Below are 14,667 nucleotides of genomic sequence, written 5' to 3' on the forward strand. Positions count from 1 at the left end.
GCGCGCACTCCGTCGCGACGCACCTCGCGCGGTCGTCCTCCCTCGACGGGCGCGCACCGGTCGGGCGCGACGACCGTCCCGGCAGGCGGCGCGTCCGCCGACGTCACCGCGCCCCTCCGGCTCGACCGCGTGGACGCGGCCGTCGCGCTCGCCCTCGCGGTGGCCGTGCTCGTGGCCTGGGCCAACGCCCTGTCGGCCGGGTTCGTGTACGACGACGTCGGGAGCATCGTCGAGAACCCGCACGTGCAGTGGCCGTCGCTCTCGCTCGACGCGCTGTGGCGCGCGTGGTGGTCGAGCCCGACGCGGCGGGTCGTCGCGAACGCGTCGTTCGGCGTCGACCATCTGCTGTTCGGGCTCGACGCGCGCGCCTTCCACGCGACCAACATCGCCATCCACGCGACGTGCGCGGTGCTCGTGTACGCGCTGCTGCGGCGGCTCGTGCGCGGCGAGGGCGCGCGCGTCGCGGCGGCGGTGGCCGCCGCCGTCTTCGCGGTCCACCCGATCGAGACGCAGGCGGTCACGTACGTCGTCCAGCGCATGGCGAGCCTGGCGACGCTCTTCTGCGTCGTGTCGCTGCTCTGTCACGCGCGCGCGCGCGCCGCGGGCGGGTGGCACGCCGGCTGGCTCGCGGGCGCGGTGCTCGCGTGGCTCGCGGCGGTGGGCTCGAAGGAGAGCGCCGCCGCGTTCCCGGCCGTCGTGTGGCTCTACGAGTGGCTGTTCGTGCGCGGGGCCGACGCGCGCGGGGCCCGCCTCATGGCGGGCGTCGTCGGTGTCGCGGCAGCGGCGATGGTCGCGATGATCGCGGTCACGTACGGCGACCCGTTCCGCGACTATCGCTTCCACGACTTCGGCATCGCCGACCGGCTGTGGAGCCAGGGCCGCGTCGCGTTCGTGTACGCGAGCCTCGTCGCCTGGCCCGCGCCGTCGCGTCTCTCGCTGATCCACGAGCTCGCGCCGTCGCGCGGCCCCTTCGAGCCGTGGACGACGCTCCCGGCGTGGCTCGCGCTCGCCGCGGCGTTCGCGTTCGCGGTGCTCCGCGCGCGCCGCGCGCCGCTCGTCGCGTTCGGCGCGGGGTGGATCGCGCTCGCGCTCGCGATCGAGTCGTCCGTCTTCCCGCTGCGGCTCGTGCACGAGCACCGGCTCTACGCCGCGATGGTCGGCGTCGCGATCCTGCTGGCCGCTGCGCTGCGCCCGCTCGCGGCGCGGCGGCCGCGGCTCGTCGCCGCGGCGGCGCTCCCGCTGCTCGCGGCGCTCGCCGCGGCGACGCACGTGCGCAATCGCGCCTGGCGCGACGACGCGACGCTCTGGGCCGACGTGATCGCGAAGGCGCCCGGCTATGCGGCGGGCTACCAGAGCCTCGGCGCCGTCGTCGCCGAGCGCGGCGACCTCGAGCGGGCGCGCGCCCTCTTCGAGCGCGGCATCGAGGTCGACCCCGACTACGGCGGCAACTACGCCGGGCTCGGGACGCTCGCGGGCCGCTCGGGCGACGCCGAGCGCTCGGTCGCGCTCTTCGAGCGCGCGGTCGCGCTCGACCCGCTCGACCAGTTCGCGTGGATGAACCTCGGCATCGCGCTCGGGCGCGTCGGGCGGCACGCGGATGGCGTCGCCGCGCTCGACCGCTCGCTCGCGATCTTCGAGCGCGCGTCTGCGCTCGCGGCATCGGCGCGCGCGCTCGCGGCCCTCGGCCGTCACGACGAGGCGGCGACGCGCTTCGCGCGCGCGCTCGCGATCGAGCCGCGGCACGCCGCGCTGCGCATCGAGCTCGCGCGCGAGCTCGACGCGGCCGGTCGCCGCGCCGAGGCGCGGCGCGCGCTCGAGGCCGCGCTCGCGACCGAGGCCGCGGCGGGCGCGCGCGGCGAGCTCGCGACGCTCGCCTGGCGGGCGGGCGACGCGGCCGGCGCCGTCGCCCACCTGCGCGCCGCGCTCGCGCTCGACCCGCGCGATGCGATCGCGGCCAACAACCTCGCGTGGATGCTCGCGACCGCGGCCGACCCGGCCGTGCGCGACGGCGAGCAGGCCGCGCACTGGCTCGCGGTCGCGGAGGAGGCGGCCGCGGCGAGCGCGGAGAGCGCGGCGACGCCCGCGTCGGCCGCGGGCCGCGAGGCCGAGGCGCTCGACGCGCGCGCCGTCGTCGCGGCCGCGCGCGGTCGCTTCGACGAGGCGCGCGCGCTCGCCGCGCGCGCGCTCGCCGCGGCGCGCGCCGCCGGCGACGACGCGCTCGCGGCGGAGATCGCCCGGCGCGCGGCCGCGTTCGCGGCAGAGCGTCCGTATCTCGAGCGACCGGCCGCGGAGTCGGGCGGGTGAGCGCGCACCGCTCGTGCGCGCGCGCGGACCTGCTCGGCGCGGTCGCGATCGCGCTCGTCGCCGCCGCCGTCTACGGCGACTCGCTCGCGTTCCCGTTCGTGTACGACGACGTGTCGAACATCGTCCAGAACCCCGGGATCCGGCTCCGATGGGATGCGTGGTCGAGCGTGAGGGGTCTTCGTCTGTGGAGCCCGACGCCTCGTCCAGTGGCGAACGGGAGCTTTGCGCTGTGCCACGCGGTGTTCGGTCTGGAGTCGTGGGGGTACCGGTTGGTGAACGTGGGGATCCACGTTCTGGCGTCGCTGTGCGTGGTGGGGGTGGTGCGTCGGTGGTCGCGTTCGTTCGACGCGTCGGGTCGACTCGAAGCGGGCTCGTACGCGTGGGCGGGCTGGATCGCGGGTCTCGTGTTCGCATCGCACCCGCTGGCGACGCAGTCGGTGACGTACGTGGTGCAGCGGATGACGAGCCTGTCGACGCTGCTGTACGTGGCGGCGCTGTGGGTGTGGCTGGTGGGGTCGTCGCGGTCGGTGGGGGCGCGGTGGCGCTGGCGTTCGGGCGCGGTGGTGCTGTGGGTGCTGTCGCTCGGCTCGAAGGAGATCGCGGCGACGTGGCCGGTCGTGGTGTGGCTGTGGGAGTGGGGGTACGGGTCGGGGCGGTCGGATCTCCGGGGGTACGTGCGTCGGACGGGCTGGATGTGGGGCGCGGCGGCGGTGCTGTTCGGGGTGCTGTTGTGGGCGTACGGCGGGTTCGACGGTGCGAGCGCGGGGAGCGTGTCGGGAGGGTATGCGCGCAAGCCGTTCACGTGGTGGGAGCGGTGGTGGACGGAGCCTCGGGTGTGGTGGAGGTACGTGGGTCTGTGGGTGTGGCCGTTGCCGTGGCGGCTGAGCGTGATCCACGCGGTGGAGATGTCGTCGGGCCCGTTCGGGACGTGGGGGACGGCGGTGTCGTGGCTGGGCTGGGTGGGTGTGTTGGCGGGGGGCGCGTGGGCGTGGCGTCGTGCGTCGACGCGGTGGCTGGGCTGGGTGATCGGATGGTTCTGGGTGCAGCAGTGGGTGGAGGGGACGGTGCTGCCGCTCGAGCCGATGTACGAGCACCGGACGTATCTGCCGTCGGTGGGTCTGTGTGCGGGGGTGGGGTACGGGGCGGTGCGATTGCGCGGGTGGGCGCAGGCGCGGGGGATGTCGCGCGCGGCGGCGGGCCGCGCACTCGCGCTCGTCGTCGCCTCCGTCGTCGCCGCGCTCGCGTTGCTCGCGCACGCGCGCAACCAGGTCTGGCGCTCGCCCGATGCGCTCTGGTCCGATGCGCTCGCGAAGGCGCCCGGCCATCCGCGTCCGCACGTCAACTACGGAATGGCGCTCGCGGCCGAGGGCCGGCACGACGCGGCGCTCGCGTCGTACGCGCGCGCGGCCGCGATCGACCCGCGCTTCCAGGAGGCGTGGCACGACCGCGGCGTGTCGCTCGCCGCGCTCGGACGTGACGCGGAGGCGCGCGCGGCGTTCGAGCGCGCGGTCGAGCTCGAGCCGCGCGACGCGCTCGCGCACCGCGCGCTCGCGAACGTGCTCTTCCGGCTGGGCGAGCTCGACGCCGGCGCCGACCACCTCGAGACCGCGGCGCGGCTCGCCGGCGGCCCGCACCTCTACGCGCAGCTCGCGCATGCGCGCGCGCGGCAGGGACGGACGGACGAGGCGATGCGCTGGCTCGCCGTGTCGCTCTCGATGGATCGCGCGCAGCCGGCGCGGCACGCGTTCTTCGCCGAGCTCGCGCTGCACCGCGGCGATCTCGCGCGCGCGGCCGCGCACCTCGACGAATCGCTCGCGCTGCGCGACGACGCCGGCGTGCGCGCCGCGCGCGCGCGCGTCGCCTGGGCGGCGGGCGAGTGGGGCGACGCGATCGCGCTCGCCGAGCGCGCGCACGCCGATGCGACGGGCCGCGCCGCGGTCCCGGCGGCCGCGACGCTCGCGTGGATGCGCGCGACCGCGCCCGACGACGCGCTGCGCGATGCCGCGCGCGCGCTCGAGGTGGCGCGTCGTCCCGAGCTCGCGCGCGATCCGCGACTGCTCGAGGCCGCGGCCGCTGCGCTCGCACAGCTCGGCGCGTTCGACGAAGCCGCGCTCGCACTCGAGCGCGCCGTCGCACTCTCGCGCGAGGGCGGGCAGGCCGCGCTCGCCGATCGCTGGCGACGCGATCTCGTCGACGTTCGCCAACGACGCGCGCCGATCGAGAGCGCGACGAGTGCGCGCGAGCGCGTCGTATCCGGTGCGTGGTCACCCGTTCCCGAGCCGATCGAGAGCTTGTCCACCCGTGGGGAGCCGACCGGACCGGCGCGCGGATCGCGACCGCCTCTCGCGCGCTAAGTCCCTGAACCGCGGTCGATCCGTGATAAGCTGCGCGCGCATTCGGTCCCACAGCGATCCCTGGATAGAGGCCTCCATGCAGCTTCCTCGAGTCTGGGAGCGGCGGCTCCTCGTAGCCGTGGCGCTCCTCCTCCCCCTTCACGCCGGTGCCCAGGGAGGAGCGGATCCGCTCGACGACCCGTTCGGGCCGAGCTACGACGCCGACGAGCTGTTCGACGACGGCATCCACGAGCCGGACTGGATCCCGAGCCTGCGCCTCGACCTCGGCATCCTCCACCACCAGGGGCTCGCCGTCCTCACGACGCCCGGCGTCGACACCGATCGCGACGGCATCGACGACTGCGGAACGCCGTCGCCGACGAACCTGAATCCCGAGTGCCCGGGCATCAACACCGTGAGCTCGCGCCGCGAGATCATGACGGCGACCGATCGCACCGCCGTCGACGGCCCCGTGCTCGGCTTCAGCTTCGAGCTGATGGGCCCGCCGATCGAGCAGATCGTCGGCGACATGCGGCTGCTCGCGGTCGTCGGCTATCGCGACCTGCTCGAGGGCAACACCGCCGTCGCGCGCGCGCAGGTGAACAATCCCCAGGCGCGCGGCCTGCGCGCGAAGGGGAAGTTCCTGATCGACTCGATGTACTACGCGGGCATCGGGACGTCGTTCCAGCTGCCCGTCGAGGGCTACAACCTCAAGCTCAAGCCGTCGATCAACTGGGTGATGATGGACGCCGTGGTCACGCCCTTCCTCGTGCAGCAGGTCGTGACCGACGCGTCCGCGAGCGGCACCAACAACAACTTCCCTCGCCAGAAGGAGGTGGCGTTCACGAACCACGGCATCGCGCCGCGGGTCGAGCTCGACGCCGAGGTCTATCGCGAGGGGCCGATCTCCGTCGGTGTGTTCGCGAGCTTCGAGGTGCAGTACCTGCTGAGCGGGCCGCTCACGCACTCCGAGCGCGTCACGTCCTGCCTCAACCACGGCAACGACATGGTCGAGCAGCCGCCGGGCTCGGGGAACTTCGTGGTGTCGCCGTGCGCGTTCGTGCCGCCGCAGGGCCCGGACGCCCCGCCGACCAACGACCACGACGGCACGCTGCAGTTCGACTACGACCGCGACCCGCTGCTCTACTACGGCGCGATCGGCCTGCGCATGAGCTGGATGGGCGGCCCGTAGCCGGACGCCTTCGCGCGGCGCGCCGGCGCCGCCTACGGCGCGAGCGCCACCCGCGCCGCGCTCCACGCACCCGACGCCTCGTCCGCCCCGTCGAGCCCGAGCTCGCGCGCGAGCGCATCCGCGCCGCGCGCGTCGCCCGCGAACGCGAGCGCGAGCGCGGCCGCGAGTGCGTCCGTGCGCGCGGCGGGCGCGTCCTCCGCGAGTGCCGCTTCGCGGAGCCGCTCGCTCGCCTCCGCGAAGCGGCGATCGGCGAGCGCCGCGATCCCGAGCTCGCGCTCGATCGCCGCGCTGGTCCGTCCCTCGGCCGCGAGCGCGCGCGCGGCGGCGAGCCGCCGCGACTCGCTCCCGAAGAGCCACGCGACCGGGGCGCGCGCGTCCGACCCGCGCACGAAGGCGAGCAGACCGCGCGCGAGCGCGCGCGGCGTCGGCTCGAGGGTCAGCATCGCGTGGCGCGTCGCGTTCGCGAGCGGGAACCACGCGAGCGACTCGCGCACGATCGGCTCCGGCCACAGCGAGCCGACCCACGGGTCGGCGGCGAAGCGCGCCGCGTTCGCGCGCGCGTCCTCGATCCACGCGAGCTCGTCGGGAACGCGCGACCACGACGCGACGACGGCGGGCGCGCGCTCGGGGTGGAGGTCGACGAGCGGCGGCGTGTCGGCCGTCCACTCGGCGAGCCGCGCGGCGCCGGCGAGGTAGGTCGCGCCGAGCTGTCCGGGATGCTCGAGGCCGACGTCGCGCAGCGCGTCGCCCGTGCGCGCGGCGCTCCACAGCCCGCGCACGCGGGCCTCGTCGACGCGCGTCTTCGCGCCGCGCGAGCCGAGCAGGATCCAGTCGGCCGCGCTCGCCTCCCACAGCGTGCAGTCGGCGAACACGGCGCAGAACGCGCGCGTGATCGCCCTCGCGTCGACCGGCCGCATCTGCGTCGCCGGCAGCCAGTAGCTCGCGATCCCGCCCTCGCGAAGGCGCGCGCGGACGAGCGCGAAGTACTCCTCCGTGTAGAGGTTCACGACGCCCGCGTAGGCCGGCGGCGGCGGCTCCGCCGTGATCAGGTCGTAGCGCTCGCGCGCGGTCTGCAGGAAGTAGCGGCCGTCCTCCACGTGAACGGCGACGCGCGCGTCGTCGAGCGGGTTCGCGCCCGGCCCGGGATGGACGAGGGGCGCGAGCGCGAGGATCTCGGGCGCGATGTCGACGACGTCGATCGCCGCGAGCTCGTCGAGGTCCGTCAGCGCCTTCGCCGTCGTTCCGACGCCGAAGCTGATCAGGAGCGCGCGCTCGAGGTGCGGATGGAAGGCGGCGGGGAGGAAGGCGAACAGGCGCATGTAGCGGCGCGGCCCGACGACCGTGCCGGACATCGAATAGCCGTCGGTCACGAGGCGGTGCCCGACCGTCGCGCCCTCGAAGCCGATCGCGGTCACGACGGCGGTGCCGGCGATGCCCTCGCGCATCGCGACGATGCGCTCGTTCGCGCCGAACTCCGCGCGCAGCAGACGCGCGATCGAGCGCTCGTGCAGGCCGCTCGGGAACGTGGCGAGCAGCGCCAGCGAGGCGGCCGCGGCGACGGCGGCCGGCGCGCGCGCACTCGCGCGGTCGAGCGCGAGCACGGCGACGCCGAGATAGCCGGCCGCGAGCACCGCGGTGCTCGCGTCGACGCCGAGCGCGGGCAGCATGCCGAAGCCGGCGACGAGCGGCCCGACCGCCGCACCCGCGGAGTTCGCGAGCGCGAGCAGGCCGGTCGCGCGCGCCGGGCTCGCGAGCTCGCGCTCGAGCGCGTGTCCGAGGAGCGTGAACAGCGCGCCCGACGCGAGGCACGTCGGGCCCATCAGCACCGCGCACAGGAGCACGGCGTCGGACGGGCCGAGGTTGAGCGCGCCGCTCATGCCGCCGCCGGCGACGAGGTCGTCGAGCAGCGGCGCGAGGAGCAGGGGAACGGCGCGGTGCGAGAGCACGGCCGCGCCCGCTGCACCCGCGGCGACGGCCGGCGCGAGCCGCGCGAAGCGCGGGCTCGCGCGGAACGCGGCGCTCGCGGCGAGGCTTCCGAGCGCGATGCCGCCGAGCACGCTCGCGAGCATCCACGCGAACATCGCGCTGCTGTTCGGGAGGTACTGGATGGCGACGCGGAACCACACGACCTCGAAGGCGAGCGCGACGCCGCCCGCGAGTGCGGCGGCCGCGAGCAGGCGCAGCGCGCGCGCGCCGAGCGGTGCGCCCAGGGCGGCGCTCGGCGCCGCCGACTCGCGCACGCGAGACCACGCCTCGGGCGCCGCGCGCGCGAGCCAGAGCGCGCCCGCGATCGCCGCCGCGCCGAGCGCGACCGCGGCGGCGGCCGCGGCGACGATGCCGCCGAGCGGGATCCACAGCGCCTCCGTGCTCGCGGCACCGACCATCGCGCCGAGCGTGTTCCAGCCGTAGAGGCGGCCGAGCAGGTGGCCGAAATCCGCATCGCGCTGGCGCAGCGCGTGGACGAGCAGCGGGAGCGTCGCGCCCATCGCGGTGGCGGGCACCGCGAGCACGACGAACGCGAGCGCGAAGCGCGCGGCGTGCAGGAGCGCCGGCGTCGGCGCGAGCGGCGCGAGCGCGGGCGCGAACGCCGGGCCGAGCGCGGGCAGCCCCGCGACGAGCGCGACGCCGGCGACGGCGATCGCGAGCTCGAGCGCGACGTACGCGCGCAGCGGCGCGCGCGCGCGCGGCGCGAAGCGCGCCGCGAGTGCATTGCCGAGCGCCATCCCCGTCATGAAGCTCGACAGCACGAGCGCGCTCGCCCAGATGCTGTTGCCGAACGCGAGGCCGGCGCGCCGGAACCAGAGCGCCTCGAAGACGAGCGCGGCGGCGCCCGAGGCGAAGAAGAGCGCCGACGCGACGCGCACGGCGGTCGGGTCGCCTTCGGGCCGGGCCAGCGTCATCCCTCCATCCCGCCGCGGCGTGCGTCAGTCGACGAACGCGTTCGCGCCGGACGGCGTGCGCTCGTGCGCCCCCCCCGCGGCGGGCGCGGGGCGCGGCGGCGACGCGACGGCCGGGAGCTCGTGCGCGGCGATGCGCTCGACCGACTCGAGCTCGCCCGCCATCTGGTCGTCCATGAGGCGGTCGACGAGCCAGCTCGGGATGGAGTCGCCGATCTCGGAGTGCTGCTCGTACACGAGGAGCGACCCGCCGTCGCTCGCCGCGCGCACCTCCCAGAAGCCGCGCGACTCGATGCGCGTGACGCCGGCCGCGACGGGAGGGAGCGGCCCGGCGGGCGGCGCCCAGTCCATGCGGAACGACGCGCCGTCGCGCCGCCAGCGCGACTCGATCACGACGTCGCGGTCGGACACGATGGGCACGTCCATCGAGACGTGCGTGACGACCGAGTCGGCGTCGCGCGCGAGCACGCGCACCGTCCAGCTCGACGGCGCGTGGCGCGGCTCGGTCGCGCGCTCGACGATCGCGCGCGCGATGCGCTCGACCGGCTCGGGCGAGTGCGCGACGAGCCGGTAGCGCGGGTGCGACGAGCCCGGGACGGGCCGCGTGAAGAGCTCGAAGCCGCCGCTCGGCGCGTCGCGCCGCGTACGCAGCGCCCAGCCCTCGGTCGGCGCATCGCCCGCCGCGCGCGCGAGCCCGGGCGCGCCGAGCGCGAGCGCGGCGCACGCGGCGGCGAGCGCGCGGCCCGCGGTGCGTCTCCGGCTCGCGGCGCGCGCGCGGCTCGCGGCGTGCGCCCTCGACGTGGGAACGGTCGGCGACATCGGCTCCTCCGCGTCTCGGGCGGCGTCCATCCTCGCACGCGGGACGGCGGCTCGGGAAGGATTCGTCGCGGCGCGCGCGCTGCTATGCGTCTGCCCGCGACGAGCGCGGCGCGCCCGGTGCGCCGCGCGCTGCATGGGATGCCGCGCGGTCGCGCGGCGGTGCGCGCACGGGAGGAGCGAGGGTGAGCGAGCGCGGCGGTGTGCGGCAGCGGGTGGCGTTCCTCGGGCTCGGCGTCATGGGCGGCCCCATGGCGGGGCACCTCGCGCGCGCCGGGCACGACGTCCGCGTCTTCAACCGCACCGCGTCGCGCGCGCGGGCCTGGGCCGAGCAGTACGGCGGCGCCGTGGCCGCGACGCCGGCCGAGGCCGCGGCGGGCGTCGACGTCGCGCTCGTCTGCGTGGGCGACGACGACGACGTGCGCGACGTCGTGGTGGGCGGCGGCGTGCTGGACGCGCTCGCTCCCGGCGCGGTGCTCGTCGATCACACGACGGCCTCGGCCGCGCTCGCGCGCGAGCTCGACGCGCGGGCGCGCGCCGGCGGCAGGGCCTTCCTCGACGCGCCGGTCTCGGGTGGGCAGGCGGGCGCCGAGCGCGGCGCGCTCACCGTCATGGTCGGCGGCGACGAGGCCGTGCTCGCGCGCGTGCGCCCCGTGCTCGACGCCTATGCGCAGACGGTGCGGCGCATCGGCCCGGCCGGCTGCGGCCAGCTCGCGAAGATGGTGAACCAGATCGCGATCGCGGGCGTGATCGAGGGGCTCTCCGAGGCGCTCCACTTCGCGCTCGCCGCCGGGCTCGACGTCGAGGCGGTGGTCGGCGCCGTCTCGCGCGGCGCGGCGCAATCGTGGCAGATGGAGAACCGCTGGCAGACGATGGTGCGCGGCGAGTTCGAGCACGGCTTCGCCGTCGAGTGGATGCGCAAGGACCTGCGGATCGCCTTCGCCGAAGCCGAGCGCAACGGCGCCGACCTCCCCGTCGCGCGGCAGGTCGACGCCTACTACGCCGACGTCGAAGCGATGGGCGGCGCGCGCTGGGACACGTCGAGCCTGATCGCGCGCCTCGAGCGCGCGCGCAGCGCGCGCGGCGAAAACGGCTGAGCGCGCGCAGCGCGCGCGGCGAGGCGGAGTGAGCGCGCGCAGCGCGCGCGAGAAGGCAGGGGAGGGTGCGATGGCGACGCTCGGCGTTCCGCGGTGGAGCTATGCGAAGGGCGTGCACGAGGTCGGGAACGGCGTCTACGCCTACCTGCAGCCCGACGGCTCCTGGGGCTGGAGCAATGCCGGCCTCGTCGTCGACGGCGATCGCTCGCTGCTCGTCGACACGCTCTTCGACCTCGCCCTCACGCGCGAGATGCTCGCCGCGCTGCGCGATGCCGCGCCGCGCGCGACCGCGCGCTTCGACACCCTCGTCAACACGCACGCGAACGGCGACCACTGCCACGGCAACGAGCTCGTCGAGGGCGCCGAGATCATCGCGTCCGCCGCGACCGCCGAGGAGATGGCGGCCGAGGGGCCCGAGGTGCTGGCCGCGTTCAAGAAGGCCGCGCCGCAGATGGGGGCGGCCGGCGAGTTCTTCCTCGAGGCGTTCGGCCCCTTCGAGTTCGAGGGCATCGCGAAGACGCTGCCGACGCGCACGTTCACGGGCGAGCTCTCGCTCGCCGTCGGCGACCGGCGGGTCGACCTCGTCGAGGTCGGGCCGTGCCACACGCGGGGCGACGTGCTCGTGCACGTCCCGGATGCGCGCACGATCTACACCGGCGACGTCCTCTTCATCGACGGCACGCCCATCATGTGGGCCGGCCCGGTCGCGAACTGGATCGCGGCCTGCGACCGCATGCTCGCGATGGACCTCGAGGCGATCGTGCCCGGCCACGGGCCGATCACGGACGCGCGCGGCGTGCGCGCCGTGCGCGACTACCTCGTCTACGTGCGCGACGAGGCGAAGGCGCGCTTCGACGCGGGGCTGGGGCCGCTCGAGGCGGCGCGCGACATCGCGCTCGGCGACTTCGACGCCTGGGGCGACGCCGAGCGCATCGTCGTCAACGTCGCGACGCTCTACCGCGAGCTGTCGGGCGGCGCGGTCACCGTCGCGCTGCCCGACCTGTTCGCGGCGATGGCCGCGATCGCGCGCGACCGCAGACGCTAGACTCGGCCGCCATGTCGTCCCCCGAGATCCTGGATCGCCTCGCGGCGGTAATCGCCGAGCGCGCCCGCGCGCGCGCCGGCGGCGCGCCCGGCGCGGCGCCGAGCTACGTCGCGAAGCTGCTCGACGGCGGCCACGCCGCGATCGCGGCCAAGGTGCGCGAGGAGAGTGCCGAGCTCGTCGACGCCGCGGCCGAGGGCGACGCCGCGCACACCGCGCACGAGGCGGCCGACCTGCTCTTCCACGTCTGGGTGCTGCTCGCGCACGCCGGCGTCGCGCCCGCCGCGGTCTTCGCCGAGCTCGAACGCCGCTTCGGGACGAGCGGGCTCGTCGAGAAGGCGTCGCGCGCGGCGGGCGGGAACGGCGCGCGCAGCGGGGGCGACGCGTGCTGACGACGGAGGGGCTGCGCATCGCGGTGCCCTCGAAGGGCCGCCTGCAGGAGGCGTCGATCGAGCTGCTGCAGCGCGCCGGCCTGCGCTTCCGCATCTCGGGCCGTCGCCTGTTCGCCGTCTGCAGCGACACCGACACGCGCATCATCTTCTGCAACACGGGCGACGTGCCGGTGCTCGTCGCCGAGGGCGTCGTCGACCTCGGCATCACGGGCAGCGACCAGGTCGAGGAAAAGGGCGTCGCGGTCGAGACGCACGAGCGGCTCGGCTTCGGACGCTGCCGGATGTCGGTCGCCGTGCACAAGGACGCGCCCTTCGACACGCCGCGCGCGCTCGCGGGCCGCGTCGTCGGCACGAAGTTCGTCGCGCTCGCGAAGCGCTACTTCGCCGAGCGCGGCATCGAGGGCGTGCAGCTCATCCCCGTGCAGGGCGCCGTCGAGGTGATGGTGCTGCTCGGGATGGTCGACGCGATCGTCGAGATCGTCGAGACGGGCAACAGCCTGGTCGAGAACGACCTCGTCGAGATCGACACGCTGCTCGAGGCCGAGGCGGTGCTGATCGGGCGCGCGCTCGCGCCGGGCTCGCCCGTCGCGCAGGCGCGCGACCGGCTGCTGCGGCGCATCGAGGGTGTGCTCGTCGCGTCGCGCTACTCGCTCGTCGAGTACAACTGCCCGGCCGACCGCATCGAGGAGGCGACGCGCATCACGCCCGGCTTCGCGTCGCCGACCGTGCAGGAGCTGCGCGACGCGCGCTGGCTCGCGGTGCGCGTGCTCGTCGAGAAGCGGCTCGTGCAGCAGGTGATGGACGAGCTCGAGGCGCTCGGCTGCACGGCCATTCTCGAGAGCGAGCTGCGCCACACGCGGCTCTAGCCGCGCGCGCCTTCCCCGCCCGCCCCCTCGACCGACGCCGGGAACCGCGCGCGCAGCGCCGCGAGCTTGGGCGTCGCCACCACGTTGTGCAGGCGCGCGATGCGCCCGTCGGGCCCGGGGACGACGGCGAGCGCGACGCGCGTGGCGAGCCGCGCGTCGCGCTGCGGCGCGAAGCCGAGCAGCGCGGCCGGCAGGTGGTTGAGCGACGTGAGCTCGAGGAAGGGCGGCGCGCCGAGCGCCGCGCTGCGCGCGGCGTAGAAGCGCGCGATCGCGGCCGCGCCGCGCACGGGGCGCGGGTTCGACAGGAACTCGCCGTCGGCGTCGCTCCACAGCTCGGCGTCCTCGCGGAAGAGCGCCGCGATGCGCGCCGGGTCGCTCGCGGCGACGGCGAGCGCGAAGCGCTCGAGCAGGTCGCGCACGCGCGCGAAGAGCTCGGGCGTCGGGCGGCACGGGCTCGCGTCGTACGCGGCGAGCTGGCGGCGCGCGCGGTGGTGCGTCGTCTTCACGTTGGGCTCCGAGAGGCCCGTCGCCTCCGCGGTCTCGCGCACGGATGCGCCGTACACGTCGCGCAGCAGCAGCACGGCGCGCTGCGCGGGCGTGAGCGCCTCGAGCGCGAGCAGGAAGGCCTGCGTCGCGCTCTCGGCGAGCCCGTAGCGCGCGTCGGGGGCGCTGGCCTCGCTCGCCGCGGGCTCGGGCTCGAGCGCGGCGTCGGGCACGGGCGCCGGGAGCCAGCTGCCGTGATAGTCGCGCCGTCGCCGGCGGCGCAGCGCGTCGCGCGACAGGTTCGTCGCGACGCGCGCGAGCCACGGTCGCAGCGGCGCGTCGAGGTCGGCGGGCGGGCGCTCGAGCGCGCGCAGCCACGTCTCCTGCACGAGGTCGTCCGCGTCCGCGGCGCTTCCCGTCATGCGGTAGCAGAGCCCCCAGACGTGGCGCCGATCGCGTTCGAACGCGCGCGCGAGCGGCTCGGCGACGCGCGCGTCAGAGGGCATCGACGTCCGTGCCGGTGAAGTCCGCGTAGACGCGCACCCACTCGCCCCAGTGCGCGCGGTCGACGGGGAAGAACACGCCCCAGAGGCTCAGCACGGCGACGGCGACGAGGGCCGCGGCCGCGCCGACCGGCAGCCAGAAGCCGGGGCCGCGCTCGAACGCGCGCGGCACGCGCACGCCGAAGACGCGCAGCGCGATCGCGAGGCCGCTCCAGAGGTGGAAGGCGCCCGACGCGCCGAGCGCGATGTAGTAGGGCACGAACCAGTACGGCACGAGCTCGAGGCTGAAGTTGAGCGCGCCGAAGCCGGCCGGCGCGTCGAACCAGAAGCCGACGCCGCGCGTCGCGAGCACGTGCCCGACGATCACCGCGAGCAGGAACCAGCCGGTGTAGCGGTGGAGGCGCATGCGCAGGCCCGGCCGCGGCGCCTTGCGCCGCCGCCGGCGCGCGATGCGCGCGACCGACGCCGTCACGTGCGCGGCGAGCGGTGCGAGCACGAGCCCGATCTCGACGATCGGCTGCTGGTAGAACGCGCGCGCCGCGGACTGGAAGCCGTCGTAGGCCTCCGGGCCGGCCGGGGCGACGGCCGTGTTCACGAGGTGCAGGGCGAGGAACGTCGCGAACGCGAGGCCGGACGCGGCCTGCACGCGGATCCAGCGGCGCTCGCGGGCGGCCTCGACGGCGGCCGGGGAAGCGGCGCCCGCGGCGGCGGGGGAGGTGGCGGTGGGCTCGACGGTCGACAT

The 14,667-nt window shown here is 76.1% G+C and carries 11 protein-coding genes; 7 read left to right on the forward strand and 4 right to left on the reverse strand.

Annotated features, from left to right (window positions below; genetic code table 11):
• Positions 1-129 precede the first annotated feature (129 nt).
• The 3 genes from R3E88_16540 to R3E88_16550 all read left to right on the forward strand — a co-directional run bounded on the left by R3E88_16540 (position 130) and on the right by R3E88_16550 (position 5,829).
• A complete protein-coding gene (locus R3E88_16540; GenBank protein MEZ4218096.1) occupies positions 130-2,304 on the forward strand; it encodes a hypothetical protein in 2,175 nt (724 codons plus the stop codon).
• On the forward strand, positions 2,301-4,658 hold the full coding sequence (locus R3E88_16545; protein ID MEZ4218097.1) for a tetratricopeptide repeat protein: 2,358 nt from the start codon (positions 2,301-2,303) through the stop codon (positions 4,656-4,658). Before R3E88_16540 ends, R3E88_16545 begins: the two co-directional genes overlap by 4 nt.
• 76 nt (positions 4,659-4,734) lie before the next feature.
• Positions 4,735-5,829: a hypothetical protein gene (locus tag R3E88_16550; protein MEZ4218098.1), complete on the forward strand. Its 1,095-nt coding sequence runs from the start codon at positions 4,735-4,737 to the stop codon at positions 5,827-5,829.
• 32 nt (positions 5,830-5,861) lie between these two features.
• On the opposite strand, the gene R3E88_16555 is transcribed toward R3E88_16550, so the two are convergent.
• Together R3E88_16555 and R3E88_16560 are read right to left on the reverse strand one after the other, a co-directional pair.
• Positions 5,862-8,729 carry a spermidine synthase gene (locus tag R3E88_16555; protein MEZ4218099.1) on the reverse strand — a complete coding sequence of 956 codons (2,868 nt, stop codon included), beginning with the start codon at positions 8,727-8,729 and terminating at the stop codon, positions 5,862-5,864.
• A 24-nt stretch (positions 8,730-8,753) separates the two neighbouring features.
• Positions 8,754-9,545, reverse strand: a complete 792-nt coding sequence (locus R3E88_16560) for a hypothetical protein (protein ID MEZ4218100.1) — start codon at positions 9,543-9,545, stop codon at positions 8,754-8,756.
• Positions 9,546-9,727: 182 nt separating this feature from the next.
• Between R3E88_16560 and R3E88_16565 the strand changes: the two genes are divergently transcribed.
• From R3E88_16565 to hisG, 4 genes are all read left to right on the forward strand, one after another.
• On the forward strand, positions 9,728-10,639 hold the full coding sequence (locus R3E88_16565; GenBank protein ID MEZ4218101.1) for an NAD(P)-dependent oxidoreductase: 912 nt from the start codon (positions 9,728-9,730) through the stop codon (positions 10,637-10,639).
• Between the two features lie 70 nt (positions 10,640-10,709).
• On the forward strand, positions 10,710-11,684 hold the full coding sequence (locus R3E88_16570) for an MBL fold metallo-hydrolase (GenBank protein MEZ4218102.1): 975 nt from the start codon (positions 10,710-10,712) through the stop codon (positions 11,682-11,684).
• A gap of 11 nt (positions 11,685-11,695) precedes the next feature.
• A complete protein-coding gene (locus tag R3E88_16575) occupies positions 11,696-12,073 on the forward strand; it encodes a phosphoribosyl-ATP diphosphatase (protein ID MEZ4218103.1) in 378 nt (125 codons plus the stop codon).
• A complete protein-coding gene (hisG, locus tag R3E88_16580) occupies positions 12,067-12,939 on the forward strand; it encodes an ATP phosphoribosyltransferase (GenBank protein MEZ4218104.1) in 873 nt (290 codons plus the stop codon). Before R3E88_16575 ends, hisG begins: the two co-directional genes overlap by 7 nt.
• Here hisG and R3E88_16585 read toward each other — a convergent pair.
• The gene (locus R3E88_16585) at positions 12,936-13,928 is read right to left on the reverse strand and encodes a sigma-70 family RNA polymerase sigma factor (GenBank protein ID MEZ4218105.1); all 993 of its coding nucleotides are present in this window, start codon (positions 13,926-13,928) and stop codon (positions 12,936-12,938) included. The two genes, hisG and R3E88_16585, sit on opposite strands and share 4 nt — an antisense overlap.
• Positions 13,918-14,667 (reverse strand): hypothetical protein, encoded by a 750-nt coding sequence (locus tag R3E88_16590; GenBank protein ID MEZ4218106.1) that lies wholly within the window; start codon positions 14,665-14,667, stop codon positions 13,918-13,920. The genes R3E88_16585 and R3E88_16590 overlap by 11 nt, the downstream gene beginning before the upstream one ends.

This window comes from Myxococcota bacterium, from assembly GCA_041389495.1.
In the GTDB taxonomy this organism is placed as follows: Bacteria; Myxococcota_A; UBA9160; order UBA9160; family UBA4427; genus JAWKRT01.

Excerpts from the sequence above, each read along its gene's own strand:
- R3E88_16550 (MEZ4218098.1), top strand. The coding sequence starts at position 4,735 with ATGCAGCTTCCTCGAGTCTGGGAGCGGCGGCTCCTCGTAGCCGTGGCG.
- R3E88_16555 (MEZ4218099.1), bottom strand. The coding sequence starts at position 8,729 with ATGACGCTGGCCCGGCCCGAAGGCGACCCGACCGCCGTGCGCGTCGCG.
- R3E88_16560 (MEZ4218100.1), bottom strand. The coding sequence starts at position 9,545 with ATGTCGCCGACCGTTCCCACGTCGAGGGCGCACGCCGCGAGCCGCGCG.
- R3E88_16570 (MEZ4218102.1), top strand. The coding sequence starts at position 10,710 with ATGGCGACGCTCGGCGTTCCGCGGTGGAGCTATGCGAAGGGCGTGCAC.
- R3E88_16575 (MEZ4218103.1), top strand. The coding sequence starts at position 11,696 with ATGTCGTCCCCCGAGATCCTGGATCGCCTCGCGGCGGTAATCGCCGAG.
- R3E88_16585 (MEZ4218105.1), bottom strand. The coding sequence starts at position 13,928 with ATGCCCTCTGACGCGCGCGTCGCCGAGCCGCTCGCGCGCGCGTTCGAA.
- R3E88_16590 (MEZ4218106.1), bottom strand. The coding sequence starts at position 14,667 with ATGTCGACCGTCGAGCCCACCGCCACCTCCCCCGCCGCCGCGGGCGCC.